The 14401-nt window shown below is 56.6% G+C and carries 11 protein-coding genes; 2 read left to right on the top strand and 9 right to left on the bottom strand.

The features are described 5' to 3' along the window. Positions 1 to 3: 3 nt before the first annotated feature. The 4 genes from D7M11_RS27185 to D7M11_RS27170 form a co-directional block, all read right to left on the bottom strand. A complete protein-coding gene (locus D7M11_RS27185) occupies positions 4 to 459 on the bottom strand; it encodes a hypothetical protein (RefSeq protein WP_120750410.1) in 456 nt (151 codons plus the stop codon). 89 nt (positions 460 to 548) lie between these two features. Beyond that, positions 549 to 2378, bottom strand: a complete 1830-nt coding sequence (locus D7M11_RS27180) for an ABC transporter substrate-binding protein (protein ID WP_120750409.1) — start codon at positions 2376 to 2378, stop codon at positions 549 to 551. Positions 2379 to 2515: 137 nt separating this feature from the next. After that, entirely contained in the window at positions 2516 to 4024 is a 1509-nt protein-coding gene (locus D7M11_RS27175) for an ABC transporter permease (RefSeq protein ID WP_120750408.1), read from the bottom strand. 12 nt (positions 4025 to 4036) lie between these two features. Further along, positions 4037 to 5479 carry an ABC transporter permease gene (locus D7M11_RS27170; RefSeq protein ID WP_240041321.1) on the bottom strand — a complete coding sequence of 481 codons (1443 nt, stop codon included), beginning with the start codon at positions 5477 to 5479 and terminating at the stop codon, positions 4037 to 4039. 164 nt (positions 5480 to 5643) lie between these two features. Here D7M11_RS27170 and D7M11_RS27165 point away from each other — a divergent pair, with 164 nt between their 5' ends. Further along, complete coding sequence (locus D7M11_RS27165; RefSeq protein WP_120750407.1) at positions 5644 to 7380, top strand: ABC transporter ATP-binding protein; 1737 nt, start codon at positions 5644 to 5646, stop codon at positions 7378 to 7380. A 196-nt stretch (positions 7381 to 7576) separates the two neighbouring features. On the opposite strand, the gene wsfD is transcribed toward D7M11_RS27165, so the two are convergent. From wsfD to D7M11_RS27145, 4 genes are all read right to left on the bottom strand, one after another. Next, on the bottom strand, positions 7577 to 9028 hold the full coding sequence (gene wsfD / locus D7M11_RS27160; RefSeq protein ID WP_120750406.1) for a glycan biosynthesis hexose transferase WsfD: 1452 nt from the start codon (positions 9026 to 9028) through the stop codon (positions 7577 to 7579). Then, on the bottom strand, positions 9025 to 9483 hold the full coding sequence (locus D7M11_RS27155) for a GtrA family protein (RefSeq protein ID WP_240041320.1): 459 nt from the start codon (positions 9481 to 9483) through the stop codon (positions 9025 to 9027). Before D7M11_RS27155 ends, wsfD begins: the two co-directional genes overlap by 4 nt. After that, positions 9480 to 10481 (bottom strand): glycosyltransferase family 2 protein, encoded by a 1002-nt coding sequence (locus D7M11_RS27150; protein WP_120750405.1) that lies wholly within the window; start codon positions 10479 to 10481, stop codon positions 9480 to 9482. The genes D7M11_RS27155 and D7M11_RS27150 overlap by 4 nt, the downstream gene beginning before the upstream one ends. Positions 10482 to 11043: 562 nt before the next feature. Beyond that, complete coding sequence (locus tag D7M11_RS27145; RefSeq protein ID WP_120750404.1) at positions 11044 to 11715, bottom strand: DNA-binding response regulator; 672 nt, start codon at positions 11713 to 11715, stop codon at positions 11044 to 11046. Positions 11716 to 12015: 300 nt separating this feature from the next. Between D7M11_RS27145 and D7M11_RS27140 the strand changes: the two genes are divergently transcribed. After that, complete coding sequence (locus tag D7M11_RS27140; RefSeq protein ID WP_120750403.1) at positions 12016 to 13011, top strand: Gfo/Idh/MocA family protein; 996 nt, start codon at positions 12016 to 12018, stop codon at positions 13009 to 13011. Between the two features lie 310 nt (positions 13012 to 13321). Here D7M11_RS27140 and D7M11_RS27135 read toward each other — a convergent pair whose 3' ends face one another. Next, on the bottom strand, positions 13322 to 14245 hold the full coding sequence (locus D7M11_RS27135) for a phosphatase PAP2 family protein (RefSeq protein ID WP_193556299.1): 924 nt from the start codon (positions 14243 to 14245) through the stop codon (positions 13322 to 13324). Positions 14246 to 14401: the final 156 nt, after the last annotated feature.

Here is a 14401-nt window from a genome sequence, read left to right as displayed (position 1 = left end):
GAATCAATTTCGGTGCAGCGGCTCAATGCGGTAAGCCGATTTCTCGCTGCCTGGGCCTTCGTGCTCGCCGTGGATGACCCAGCCGTACGACAAGGTCGATGCGAGCCGTCTGCGTTCCTCCTCGGTAAGCCGGGCGGAAATCGATTCTAAACCGGGCTCGAGCGACAGCTCGGCTTCTTCGCCCAAGGCGAGCAAAATCCAGCTCGTAATGCCTCGCAGCGTGTTGAACTTGATTTGGTAGCCGCTGCGGACGGCGGCTTCGAAAGCGGCCAGGTCGGCGGAAGCCGAGGCGGCGAGCTGGCTGTAGTCGAACTTGAACTTGCTGTCGTCCTGAGGAAGCTCGCCGGTTTGGATGCGGCGGAGCAGCTCATCGCCCGACCAGCCGTAGGCGCGCAGCGACTCCAGCATGAGGGCGTCCCATTGCGATAGTTTGGCTTTGCTGTTTGCGGAAGAAGTCATGAATCATCGCTCCTTTGGCGCTTGTTGAATAAAGAGACTGCCCCGGTCGACAGCGGCGACGGATGAGCAGTCTCTTTGGTGTACCGTCCTTATTTTTTGCTTGCTTTGTAGGCGTTCAGGAATTCTTTCACTTTGCCGGCGTCGGCTTTCAGCTCCAGGCCGGTTTTGACGATCGGGCTTACGGTTGAGACGGCTTTGAACTTGTTGTTTTTGTAGTAGGCGAGGAACTCGTCTTGATTGATCGAGTAGAGCACCGCTTTTCTCAAATCGGCGCTTTTCGCCACTTCGCGGTTTTTCGTATTGAACAGCAGGTACGAGACGGCGTTGCTCGGCATCGTTTGCAGCGACAGCTTGCTATCGCCCTTGACGATATCGTATTTCGTTTCCGGTACGCTGTAGAACAGATGAATTTCACCACTGCGCAGGGCGGCCAGCGTGCTGTCGGTGTCCTTGATGAAACGGACTTTGATATTGTTCACTTTCGGCTCGTGCTTCGTGCCGGGCATGTAAGCCGGATTTTTCAGGAAGTTTGCTTCGTAATCGTTTTTGATGGACAGAATGTACGGACCGCTCGTGTACAAGGTGTTGTTGTATTTCGCGCCTTCCGTTACCGTATTCTGATCGCCGTAAGGGATGTCCTTGTTCACGTCGAATTTGGCGACGTCGTACGTATTGATGCTCTCTACCTGCTTCTTGGACACGATGCCGGCCGATTGGTGAGCCAGGTAGTTCAGCACTTGCGGGAACGGCTCTGTCGTCGTCAGTTTCACGACTTGATATTTGCCGTCTTTATTGTTCGCTTGCTTCTTGTCGGAGACGAGACCGGAAATTTTCGCGCCGAGCCCTTTTTCCAGACCGGACTTGACCGTATCGGAGCTGCCGGAAATTTTGATCGATTCCAGAACGGCCGGGTCGGTTACAAGCTCCACGTTTTTGATGTGCTCATGGAGCGTGTATGTGCGGTGGTTCGGCACCGAGTTTTTGTCCTTTGCGCGCATCAGCGAGAAGATAACGTCGTCCGCGCCTACGCGTTCGCCTGTATCAACGGCAAGCTTGTCCTTGATTTGGGCGAAATTGATGTCGTCGCGCAAAATAAAGTAATAGTTGGTATTGCCTTCGGCAATGGCGAAGTTGTAGGACAGCGAGCCTTCGGCCGTCAGCTTGTCGTCGTCCGTCAGGTTGAGCAGACGCACGTACATATTCGTATTGATAATGTTGATCGAGCCGTCATTGCCCTTGATCGGGTCGAGGGACGTCAGCGTCGGCAGCGTCGATTGCAGAATGATCGGGTCTTTCGCGCGCTTTGCGGCATCCTTGAAATCAAGTTCTTCCCATGGCAGGGAACGCGATTTCGAGAGACGGACGGATTCTTTCTTCAGCACGTCCTGATTGAAAGCTTGCGATTTGACCGAAATATACAACGGCGCGATATAAGCTTTGTCGAATACGAGCTTCTGCTCGAGCTGCTTGTACGTATCCGTATATTGCGCTTCCGTCTGCGTCGACGCTTTGTCGACCAACTGGTCGATCTCCGGATCGGACATAATGCTGTAGTCGCCGCCTGTTTTGAACAGCGAGCGCACGGCGTAATCCGGGTTGCCGGTTACCGTCGTCCAGCTGGACAGGGAGATATCGAAATTGCCCGCGTCCTGCTGCGCCTTAAACGTGCCGTAGTCCGGCTGCATGTTCAGCTTGACGTTGAAGCCGTTTTTCGTGAGCTGGTCGCGAATGATGTTGACGTCCGTTTCCCCGGAGCTCATGGCGAGCAGCTCGATGTCGACCGGTGTGCTGTCGACGGCTTGCTGTCCCGGAGGATTGTTCGTTTTCGTTTGGTCATCCTTCGTTTTGAGGCTGCACCCGCTCATGACGAGCGATACGCCCAAAAGCGCGGGAACGACCCATTTTCTCTTTGTGTACATGCATGAACCCTCCCTGAATTGGTTGCTATTTATGAACGCACATTCATTCATCGCCCTTTTGCTGTGAGAACACGACTTAGAAGGTAGATAGAGTATGAATGAGGTTTCCAAGTTGTTTTGCCCTATACGGGCTCGCTCTAATCGAGCTTCGGATCGAGCGCGTCGCGGAGGCCGTCTCCGAGAAAGTTGAAAGAGAGCACGAGCGCGATAATCGCAAGACCCGGGTAGATGGCGGTGAACGAATGGGTCTCCAGATAGGCGCTGCCGACCTTGAGAATGTTGCCCCATTCCGGAATATGCGGCTCGACGCCGAGTCCGAGATAGCTAAGGCTGCTTGTCGAGATGACCGCGCCGCCGATCGTGAGCGTCGACTTGACGATCATCGGAGAAAGCGAGTTCGGCACGATATGCTTGAACAAAATTTTCAGGTCGCCGGAGCCAAAGGCGCGCGCCGCCTGCACATATTCAAGCGTGGAGACTAGCAGGACATTGGCCCGCATCGTCCGGGCGTAGGTCGGAATCGCGCCTACGCTCAGCGCCAGGATCAGGTTCACGGTGCTCGACCCGAAGGCGGCGATAATCGCAATCGCCAGCAGAATACCCGGGATCGCGTACAAAATTTCGAGCGCCCGCATGATGACGTTGTCGGTCTGACGGCCGTAGTAGCCGGATATCGCGCCCAGCACGCCGCCGATGATAACCGGGATGAGCGTGGACAATATGCCTACGAACAGCGAGATCCGGGCGCCGAATATGATCCGGGTAAACAGATCGCGTCCGAAATTGTCGGTGCCGAGCGGATAAGCGAGACTCGGCGACTGCAAAATCGCGCTGTAGTTGTTATCGATCGCCATGCTGTAATCAAACGTCAAGTAGCTGCACACGGCGATGGCGGTCAGAAAGCCGATAAAGAACAGACCCAGCATCGAGGTGGAGCTTTTGGACAGCCGTTCGATGGTGCGGTTCAGCTTCGAGTCCGACGAAAACTCGCTGTCGCGCAGCTTGGCGATCAGCAGGACGCCAAGGAACAGGGCGAACAGATTGCCGGACAGGCAGGTTGCGAGCAGCACGATCGCCACGAGCCACATCCATTTCGGCAGAGGTGTATCCTCCCCATAGCGGGCTATCAGCAGCAGAGCGATCAATTGAAGGACGGCTGCGATCAGAAGCAGCGCCATTCCAGGGATGAACCCATTGGATACGTAAGGTTTGAATACGTTCAAGGCCGAGACGGCAAATACGGACAGCGTCGTCAGCAGTGTATAAAAGGCGAGCGTGTAAGCTGCGCTTTTCCTGCGACGGATTAGCTGAAAGGCCGAAGTGCCGACGAAAATGTTCGCCGTCAGCAGGCTGAGCAGCAGCACATAGCCGAGTCGCCGCGTAGAGCGGCGCAGTTCGCTGCCTCGCCGCAGGTCCCGCCGGATCAATGGCAAAACCGCAAGCTGGAGCAGCCCGAAAACCAGATAGGCGATACAGGCGGTCAGTATGGCCGGGCGCAGAGCCGAGCCGGACCAGTCATAGCTATTCAGCAGCAGGACAAGGGCGATCCCGAGCGATACGATCGCGGAAAAGCTCGCTTGGCTGTATTCCGGACAATTGCTTAGCCGGAAACGGAATTCGTGGTTAGTTGTTTGAGTTGTTTTCACGGCCGCCACCTGTTAATATTGTTTCATCTTGGAACGAATTCTTGGATCGAAGAACGCGTACAAAATGTCGATAACCACGTTAACGATCGATATTGCGATTGCGGTATAAACGACTCCGCCCATAATGGCCGGAATGTCGGGAATGAACTGCTTGTCTACGATAAAGCTGCCGATACCGTTAATGTTGAACACTTTCTCGGTCACGGCCGCTCCTCCGAGCATGCCGCCGAACTGAAGCCCGATAACGGTAATGATCGGGATCACCGCGTTGCCTACCGCGTGCTTCCACAAGACGCGTCTGTTGGACAAGCCTTTCGCTCGGGCGGTCGTAATATAATCCTCGTGAATGACCTCAAGCGTAGAAGAGCGGGTCATCCGCGCAACCGCTGCGGTCAGCCCCGTGCCGAGCACGATAATAGGCATAATCATCGACAGCCAGTTTTGCGGATTGTACGTCGCCGGAAGCCAGTGCAGCTTGATCGAGAAGCTCAGAATGAAGATGAGCCCTTGCCAGAAGTTTGGCACCGACAAGCCGAGCAGGGCGATGAACATGAACGTGTAGTCGAAAAACGAATTCGGTCTGGTCGCCGATACGATGCCGATCGGCAAGGCGACGAGCACCGCGACGATCGTGGAGATGATCGCAAGCGTCATCGTCACGGGAAACTTGTTCGCGATTGCGGTCGTTACGTCCTCGTTGCCGGCGAACGAACGGCCCAGATCGAAAGTAAGAATGCCTCTGATCGTGTCCCACAGCTGAACGAGATAAGGCTGATCGAGTCCGTACAATCTATTGAAGGAAGCGATCTGCTCGGCGGTTGCCGTTTCCCCGAGTATGTTGGCTGCCGGGTCCAGAGGCGATATATACAGGATGGTAAAGACCAGGATCGCTACGCCGAAGATGACGAATATCGTCTGGACCAGCCGCTCCGCTATGTATTTCACATAAGCGTTGCTGTAAATCCACATCAGAACGTACATTAGAACGCCAGGCACGAGGGAAACGGCCAGAAAGACGGGACTGGCGATAAGCGTTCGGAACGTCTCCGCGAAGGAAACGCGGTGCTGGCCCTTCCGTTCCAATTGGGCTTCGGTCTCGAGGTCCACAGCTTCCTTGAATTTGTCGGAAGCGATCCGCTCCGCTTCATGCTCCAGCTGCTTCTCGCTTATTCGCTGATTGAAAAATTGATGCTTGCGCCTGAGCTGCTCCTTCGTCTCCGCCAGCAGCCGGTCGCGAAGACCGCTCTCCAGCAGCTGCTTCTCCACGCTTCGGCGTTGCTCTGGATGATGGCCCCGCCGCTTTCTGTATAAGCAGGTTATGCCAACGACGATGCTAACGGGGGCGCCGGCAAGCAGCAGGAAGAGGCGATAAACCGGGTGCATTAACATTTTGGAGTAGATGCTCCCTAGCCGGTCGGCATAGCGGGATGATGTCACGATCGTTTGCCCTGTCAAGCTTGTACGCACCCTTTCCGAATGGATATATAGGCGATGTTTTTCTAATTTGCATTATTCCGATAGATATAGTAGATTTTATTATGAAGGTAGGAAAAAGTCAACTATATACGGAAATGTGCGAAATTATGTTTCTACATTAACTACTAGATGCAGGTGACGATATGGAACCGTTATTGCAGGTAAATCAGCTGTCCGTCTCGTTTTTTTCCCGGGACAAGGAGTTCGAAGCCGTCCGGGGGGTCAGCTTTGAGGTGCGCAAGGGCGAGACGCTGGGCATTGTCGGCGAGTCCGGCAGCGGCAAAAGCGTCACGGCGCGTTCGATCATGCGGCTGTTGCCTTCTCCCCCGTCGATGGTGAAGGGCGGAGAGATTTTGTTCCAGGGCCAAAATCTGGCTTACAAAACCGATCAAGAAATGGAACAGATTCGCGGGCGCGATATCGGGATGATTTTCCAGGACCCGATGTCTTCGCTTAATCCGACGATGCGGATCGGCCGTCAGATCGAGGAAAGCCTGATCAAGCACCGCAAGCTGTCCATGTCGGAGGCGCGCAAGGAAGCGATCGAGATGCTGCGGATGGTCGGCATTCCGAACAGCGAAGCCCGCTATATGCAGTATCCCCATGAATTTTCCGGCGGTATGCGTCAGCGGGTCATGATTGCGATCGCGCTCGCCTGCCGGCCGTCGCTTTTGATCGCCGACGAGCCGACTACCGCGCTGGATGTAACGATACAGGCGCAAATTTTGCATCAGATGAAGGAGCTGCAGCGCAAGCTCGGTACCTCGATCATTCTCATCACGCACGACCTCGGCGTGGTGGCCGGCATGTGCGATCGCGTCGTCGTTATGAAGGAAGGCGAGATCGTCGAAGCCGGTACGACGGAAGACATCTTCTTCGCGCCGAAGCATCCCTACACGATCCGGCTGCTGAACGCGCTGCCGCGGCTGAACGAGAAGAAAAAGCCGAAGCCCGCTCCGCTCGTGGCCAGATCGGAAGGCGAGTCCCCGCTGCTGACGGTCCGGTCGCTGAGGCAGTATTTCGACCTCGGCAAAGGGCAGATCGTCAAGGCGGTCAACGATGTCAGCTTCGACATCCGTCCGGGCGAAACGCTCGGCGTCGTGGGCGAATCGGGCAGCGGCAAGTCGACTACGGGACGGGCGATTCTGCGTCTGAACGAGCCGACCGGAGGCGAAGTGCTGTTCAAGGGCATCGCGCTGAATCGGCTGAATCGCGGCGAGATGAAGACGATGCGCCGCCATATGCAGATGATTTTCCAGGACCCGTATGCTTCGCTGAACCCGCGGCTTCGGATCGTCGATATTATCGGCGAAGCGCTCGACGTGCATCAGATGACAAGCGGGAAGGCGGCCCGCCAGAAGCGGGTGGAGGAGCTGCTCGAGATGGTCGGGCTCAGCGCCGCCCATGCGATGCGGTATCCGCACGAATTTTCGGGAGGCCAGCGGCAGCGGATCGGCATCGCCCGCACGCTCGCCATCGAGCCGGAGTTTATCGTCTGCGACGAGCCATTGTCGGCGCTCGACGTTTCGATCCAGTCGCAGATCGTCAAGCTGCTCGAAGAGCTTCAGCAGCGGCTCGGTCTCACCTACTTGTTCATCGCCCACGATTTGTCGATGGTGAAGCATATCAGCGACCGCGTGGCTGTCATGTACAAGGGCAAAATCGTCGAGCTGGCCGAGAGCGAGGAACTGTACGAAAACCCGCAGCATGCCTACACGAAATCGCTGCTGTCTGCGATCCCGATCCCCGATCCGCAGGTGGAGTCGCGGAAGACGTTTACGCCGGATACGGAGTCGCAGAAGGCCGATCCGTACGGTTTGGAGCGTTCCAGCTTTATTGAGGTGAAGCAAGGGCACTGGGTGGCCGTTTCCGGCTCCTGATGCATGGACCACATGTCCCATACGATGAAGCTACAGGCTGTCGACTCGCTCGACAGCCTGTTTACTTTGCATTTGTTTTGGTATGGATAAGCCAAGTCTACTCTCCCCGCAGGTAAAAGGGAAGAGCGATTTTTTCAGCGAAGCCGCTGCCGCAGCGGAAGACCGAATCCAGTTGCTCGGGAAGGGCTGTCCCCGATCACAGGCGCTTGTCGAAGCGGGGATATTCGGACTGTCGGCCGCCGAGTACCAGCGCGATTTTGTGCACGATCCAGATCAGGCTGGCGACGAACATCATATCGAAGACGACGTTGAACAGAAACAGATGCTTGCTGAGATCGGCTTCGCCGTCGCCAATGACAGGGATCAGGAAGGAAACGAAACCGATCAGGCCAAGCGCCGCGAACGTTTCCGCATAAATCCGCCTGCCGAGCGTATCCGCCCGCAACCATTCGAAGAGCAAGGCGAGATAAAAGAGCAGGCAGAACGGGAGCAGAAACCACAGCGTATTCGGCAGCAGCGACCGCTTCCATTCGCTCCATAAGCCGAACTTGCCGGAAACGGCGCCGCGCGGCAAACCTTCCGCCTTCTCGTAGGTGCCTAGATAATACGGGCGAATCGTCATCCCGTTTTGCGCCGCGATTTCCAGTTTTTGAAATAGGCGGCCAGGATGCTTCAAGTAAAACAGCGCGATTTTGCCGTGGCTCATATGGTTGTAAAACTGCTCGTACAGCCGCGGGTCGCGCTGCGGAATCGGCGTGTCTTGGGTGAAGAAGTTCGTTCCGGCAAGCACCGCCAGCTCCTTCGGCACGCCGAGCTCCTCCAGATCGGCTTCGGGCGTCGGCGAATCTTTCACGACTCCGTAAAACACGGTCTGGTACATATTGATCTCTTTGAGCTGCTTCGGGGCGAATATGTACATAGCCAGCGAACCGAGCGCCAGGAAGGCGGAAAAGCCGATGACCGTTCTACGCCAGCTCTTATCGTCCCGCAGCCGCAAATAACGGAGGCCAAGCAAGGCAAGCAGGATGCCGACGGGAGCGTTCTGGATTTTCGAGCCGGTTAGGAAGATCGCCGACAGGAAAAAGAGCACGAGCAGCGCCTTGGTCGGCTTGTCCCGGGTAGCAGCGGCAAGAGCGAACGCTACGGTGAACAGTAAAAACACGAGCGACACCGGCTCGCCGAACAGCGAGTTGAAGTACCCGATATAGCCTACATCGGCGAAAACGAACACGAGTAGTACGGCCAGCGCAATCTTGCTGGCTAGCGGCAGCGTCCGGTGGTAACGCACAGCGGCCCAGAAGGCAAGCAGCAGCAGTACGCCGTATACGAACGCCATAAAGCGCATATCGAACACATGACCGCTGTACACGAGCCTGTTCAGCCAGGTGGCGATCATGACGAGCGGCACTTGCGTCGAGGCGTAGCCGCCGATGCCGAGCGGCGTAAGCGCGAATTCGCGGATGAAATAACCGAAATATTTGTCGTCGTACGATAAATTCGGGTCCAGGTAGTCCAGCCCTGCCGATGACATGATGCGCAAAAAGTCGCCGTTGTCGGCGATGCCGACGATCGGTTTCAGGAACAGCACGTATACCATAACGACGACTGCCGCAGCCATCGTCCAAAAGGCGATGCCTGGCTTTTTCATGGGGAGGATTCACCTGCCTGTCTGCGAACGGGCGGAGCCGCCCGAAAGCTGAAATATTTGTGGCCCAAATAGTTGGTTACCGTGTACAAGCCGGTCCCGATCAGCGTTGCCGCATCGTGGATGCGGTTGTCCGGAAAACGCGGAAACAGGGCGGCGAGCCACTGACCGAGCCCGAGGCCGAGTCCGTAGGATAAGCCGTAGCAGGCAAGCGTGACGAGCAGAAACTTCCACAGACTGCCCGCTACCTTCGCCTTCGAGCGGAACGTAAACGTTTTGTTGAGCACGTAGCTGACGAGCGCACCGATCGCGTTGCCGATAAAGGTCGACGCCCAGTAGCCGATTCCGGCTACGTGAAGCAGCAGGGCGATGACGCCAAGGCCGACGATCGTATTGAAGACGCCGACGAGCAGGAAGCGGAGGAACGACTTGTCCAGCACGGAAGCGAGCTTCGTCACGATGTGCCCAGCCCCGCTTTCCGCGCGGTTTCGGCCTCGGCGGCGATGTCCTTCTCGATGATATAAAGCGGACGGCGTTTCACTTCCTTGTAAATTTTCCCGATATACTCGCCGATTAGCCCGAGGCTGATGAGCTGAATACCGCCGACGAACCAGATCGAGAGCATGAGCGAAGTCCAACCGGAAACGGTATTGCCGGCCAGCTTCTGAATGATCGCGTAAAGCGCGGCGAGCAAACTGATGACGAACAGCGCGAAGCCAGCAAGCGTCACAAGCCGAATCGGTGTCACGCTGAGCGATGTGATGCCGTCCCAGGCGAACGCGAGCATTTTCTTGAGCGGGTATTTCGATTCCCCGGCGAACCTTTCGTGCCGGTCGAAATACACCCGCGTGCTTTTGAAGCCGACCAGCGGCACGATGCCGCGCAGGAACAGATTCACCTCTTTGAAGCGGTCAAGCTGCTGAAGCGCGCGCCGGCTCATAAGACGGTAGTCGGCATGGTTGTACTCGATATCGGCGCCGAGCTTTTTCATCAGCTTGTAGAACGACTGCGCCGTTCCGCGCTTGAAGGCGGTGTCGGTTGCCCGGCTTTGCCTCACGCCGTAGACGATGTCGTAGCCTTCCCGGAAGCGGAGCATAAACTCGCGGATCGCCTCCGTATCGTCCTGCAGATCGGCGTCGATCGATATGGCGCAGTCGACGGTTTCGGCCGCGCGCTTCAGTCCCGCGAGCAGCGCGCTTTGATGTCCCGCATTGCGGGCGAGCTTCAGTCCCGCCACCCGCGGATTCGATTGTTGGAACTGCTCGATCAGCTCCCACGTTTTGTCTCGGCTGCCGTCGTCCACGAGCAGCATAAAGCTGCTGCGGGAGGCAAGCCGCTCTTCCGTCAGGCGGTCCAGCACATGCGACAGCCGCAGTATCGTTTCGGGCAGCACCTCTTCCTCGTTGTAACAAGGGACGACGATGCCGAGCACCGGTGCTTTCGCTTGCGAATCCATTCTTGTTTCCTCACTTTATGGGGTTTGTTCTCTACTCCTATGATACGGTTATTGGCAAGAAAATCAAACCCGGCTGCCAAAAACATTGTTGATCAGCCGGAGCTGGGGCTGAGCGGCTAGCGTTTTTTGGCGGGTAGGAGACGTTTGGGACTGCTAAATGCGGCCTTTGGCGCGGTTTTTCGGGTGATGGTGCGTAATAGCGGCCCCAAACGTCTTTTATTTTGCTGGAAATGGGGAAATGGGCCGTAATTAGCGGCCCCCAAAGGCTCTTATTTTTTGGCGTGTAGAGGACGAATTCGGTGGGTAGTGGTTTGATTTGGTTATAGAAGACGTTTGGGGCTGCTATTTTGGCGGGGAGTGGGCTTGTTTGGCAATAGCGTACGTTTGGGACTGCTATATGCGGCCTTTGGCGCGGTTTTTCGGGTGATGGTGCGTAATAGCGGCCTCAAACGTCCTCTATTTCATCGGAATGTGGGGAAAGGGCCGTTTTAGCGGCCCCCAAAGACTCTTATTTTACTGGTTAACCCTTGGGTACGGAGTGTCCCCGTTCGCTTGCCTGCTGTTACAGGAACAGGCGCCTGCCAGCCTCGGTCAGTACGTAAGCGCGAATCCGCTGTTGATCTCGCGCGGGACGCAGCACGCCGCCAGCGACCAGCCGGCTCAGCCATTTACGAGCGTGCTCGGGGCGGATACCCAAATGCCCGGCCACCTCGGCGGGAGTAATCGGCGACACGGAGCTTGCGGCGAGCCGGGCTATATCCAGCTCCCGGCCGAGCAGCGGCGGCGTCTGTTCCCCGCGCTCCCCGTACCAGCGCCCCATCAGATGCAGCACGAGCTGCTGGCAGCGGCGTCCTTTTTGGAAGATGTCGTCGTAGGAGAAGCGGAATATTTTCCAGCCGTCCAGTACGAGCTGGTTTTGCCGCATCAACTGGTCCCCGAACCGCCAGCGATCGATATCGCGCATATGCGGCCCATACCCGTCGATTTCGAAGGCGATGCGAAACGGAGGCCGGATATAGGCAAAGTCGATAAATCGCGACGCGTCGTTAAAATCCTTCACCTCGTACTCCGGGTGCAAATCCCGGAAATGACCGATCGCCGGCCACCATATTTGCTCCAGGAACAGCTTCTCGGCGTGGCCATGTCCTTCTTGCAGCCGTCGCAGCCGTTCGCCGTTTCGCAATGCCTTGTGTTCGTTCATAAATGATTCGTAAGCTTGAACAAAATTCGTCATAGCGGGCCTCCTCTCTGAAAAACAAATAACCGCCTTCTCCCGGACGGGAAAAGACGGTGTGCTTCACGCGCTTTTTGCCTGATAAAGTTTGTAATTGGGGTAGTAGGCTCTCCATAAAATACCCGGGACAACCTTCTACTCCCATTGTACAGACGAGTTCCCCGGGTGTCCAGACGAAAAGTGCGGTTGTCCTGATGCAGATTCGCCATTGCCGGCCCTGAGCAGAAATGCTACCATAATAAAGAACATTATTCTACATATAAGAACATCTAACTTGAAATAAGAAAGGAGCTATCGCCTGTGACACTTCGAATCGGCATCATCGGAACGGGAAGATTCGCTGCCAAGCATGGACGGCTGGCGGCCCAAATGGAGGATACGGCGGTTGTCGCCATATGCGGGCGTACAATGGAAAACGCGGAACGGCTGGCGCAAAACTGGCCGGGTGCCAAAGCGTACGACAACGTGGAGCATATGCTGGATGACGGCAAGCTCGATGCCGTCTACATCTGCGTCACGCCTGCGGCGCACGGCGATATCGAGATGAGCGTGGCTCGGCGGGGAATCCCTTTTTTCACGGAAAAGCCGATCGGCATCGATCCCGCGACGATTGCGCCGGTGCGCGAACTTGTAGCGGAGAAGAAGCTGGTTACGTGCGTGGGATACAACTGGAGGTATTCCGAAGCCGTAAACAAAGCCCGCGTGCTGCTGCAGCCGACGACGATCGGGATGGCGAACGGCTACTGGATGGGCGGGCTGCCATCCGCTCCCTGGTGGAGAAGCCAAAGCGGCTCGGGCGGCCAATTCGTCGAGCAGTCGACGCACGCCGTCGATCTGGTCCGCTACTTGTGCGGGGAGATTCGCGAGGTGTATGCCGCATTCGGCTACCGGCATATTCGCGAGATCGACAAGGGCGCCGATGTGGCCGACGTCGGCTCCGTGATCCTCAAGCTGGACAACGGCATCGTAGCGACGATTTCCAATACGTGCCTATTGCCGGCGGGACACCGATCGGGCCTTGATCTGTACACGTCCGGAGGCGTTATGGAGATCCGCTCCAACAGCCTCAAGGCGATCGGCAAGGCGCGCACGACGGAGTACCGGAGCAGTGACGCCGATCCGTATACGCTGGAAAACGAAGCTTTCCTGCATGCGGTCCGAACCGGCGACACTTCGCGGATTCGCTCCGATTATGCGGATGCGTTCCGCACGTTTGAGGCTACTGCGGCGGCTGTCGTCTCAGCGGAGCAGGGAACGCCGGTAAAGCTCGGCGGTGTGCTGCAAGACGAGCGATAACAGGGGAACTTTCAATTGTTGGCATCGCTTCGGGTCACACCGTTACGCCGCAACCGTCGGGCACGGAGACGATTTTGGGCGCCGCTACTGTTGTGCTGACAGTGCAGGGGCAGCACCAGTGCGTGATCGGCAACGGGACGGACGGGTATTCGAAAACATAGACCTCCCAGGCGCTCGCCTCTTCACGCGCTTCGTTCGAATGGGCGACGCGTTTCAAGGACGGGTACGAGTATACGAATTAACGAAACGAAAACCGGCCGGCCGGGTTGAAGGAACCCGAACGGCCGGTTTTGCTTGGGTGTCGACGGCCTCAGCCGCCCAGCGAGTTTTGCTTCGCGTCGCGGCTTGCGGAAGCTTGCCGTGCGCCCGTGCCGGTAATCCGCCGCTGCAAATGCCCGCCGAGCGCTTCGAACGAGCGGGCAAAGGCGGCGTAACCGGACGTTCCTACGATCCAGTCGGCGAGCTTCACGCATCCGTAAGCGAACGCCATGCCGGCCAATACGTCGATGATCCAGTGAATGTTTAAGTACATCGTCGAGATGATAATAAGAATGCAGTAGGAGCCGACCCACCAGCGATACCACAAGCTTTTCTCGCGTATGACGAGCAGGAAGCCGGCGAAGGCGATCGACGTATGCATGCTCGGAAAGCAGTTGAGCGCGGTCGCAAATTGCTGCTCCGGCGTCAAATCGCGGGCGAGCAGGTCCGGCGTCCCTTGCACGTACCACACTTCCTGGAGCAGGATCAAATTGTAGAACGGCAGTATTAGCGGCACCTGCAGCAAGTAGCCGGCGAGCGAGTAGCGGCCGAACTTTTGCACATCCTTCGTGAAGAAGGCGCGGATGACGCATACCCAGTACGATAAGGCAAAGCCGTAGTTATACACCCATCTGAAAAACGCTGTCAGCCAGTCCGGCTGCCACAAACGGAAAAACGGAGCGTCGTTCAGCGGAATTGCATTGAACGACTTATTCCAGTTGAAGATGTGCCGGAGGTTTTCCGTCTGGTAGCCGATCACGCGATGCCACATCGGGTTGGCGTAATGATAGATCAAATAAAACAGAAACAGCATGACCAGCCCCAGCGGCAAAAAATGCGCCCACGATATCGCCTTCGCATCCTTGCGCACGCCGATCAAGGTGAGCGCGAGCACGAGCAGGCAGAAGATTCCCCAATTCTCAACTCTTGTAATCGCAAAAATGATAGCGGCTGCGGCCGCTATCAATAATGCCATATATCCTTTTCTTGCCGACAACCCTCGTTCCCCCTCTGTCTATCCTTCTTTACAACAGGTTAACAATACCGGATTCGCCCGCCTGCCGCAATCGGAGATGGGTGGAATTATGATATACGGTTTCCGGCTTCGACCGGCAAAAAGGGAGGGACTGTC

Origin of the sequence: Paenibacillus ginsengarvi (genome assembly GCF_003626695.1) — a bacterium.
Lineage (GTDB): Bacteria > Bacillota > Bacilli > Paenibacillales > NBRC-103111 > Paenibacillus_AB > Paenibacillus_AB ginsengarvi.
The sequence above is the reverse complement of the archived record's forward strand: the minus strand, read 5'-3'. Positions and strand labels throughout refer to the sequence as shown.

What these genes read in the sequence shown, in the direction of transcription:
- D7M11_RS27185 (WP_120750410.1), bottom strand. Translation starts at nt 459, where the DNA reads ATGACTTCTTCCGCAAACAGCAAAGCCAAACTATCGCAATGGGACGCC.
- D7M11_RS27180 (WP_120750409.1), bottom strand. Translation starts at nt 2,378, where the DNA reads ATGTACACAAAGAGAAAATGGGTCGTTCCCGCGCTTTTGGGCGTATCG.
- D7M11_RS27165 (WP_120750407.1), top strand. Translation starts at nt 5,644, where the DNA reads ATGGAACCGTTATTGCAGGTAAATCAGCTGTCCGTCTCGTTTTTTTCC.
- wsfD (WP_120750406.1), bottom strand. Translation starts at nt 9,028, where the DNA reads ATGAAAAAGCCAGGCATCGCCTTTTGGACGATGGCTGCGGCAGTCGTC.
- D7M11_RS27150 (WP_120750405.1), bottom strand. Translation starts at nt 10,481, where the DNA reads ATGGATTCGCAAGCGAAAGCACCGGTGCTCGGCATCGTCGTCCCTTGT.
- D7M11_RS27145 (WP_120750404.1), bottom strand. Translation starts at nt 11,715, where the DNA reads ATGACGAATTTTGTTCAAGCTTACGAATCATTTATGAACGAACACAAG.
- D7M11_RS27135 (WP_193556299.1), bottom strand. Translation starts at nt 14,245, where the DNA reads ATGGCATTATTGATAGCGGCCGCAGCCGCTATCATTTTTGCGATTACA.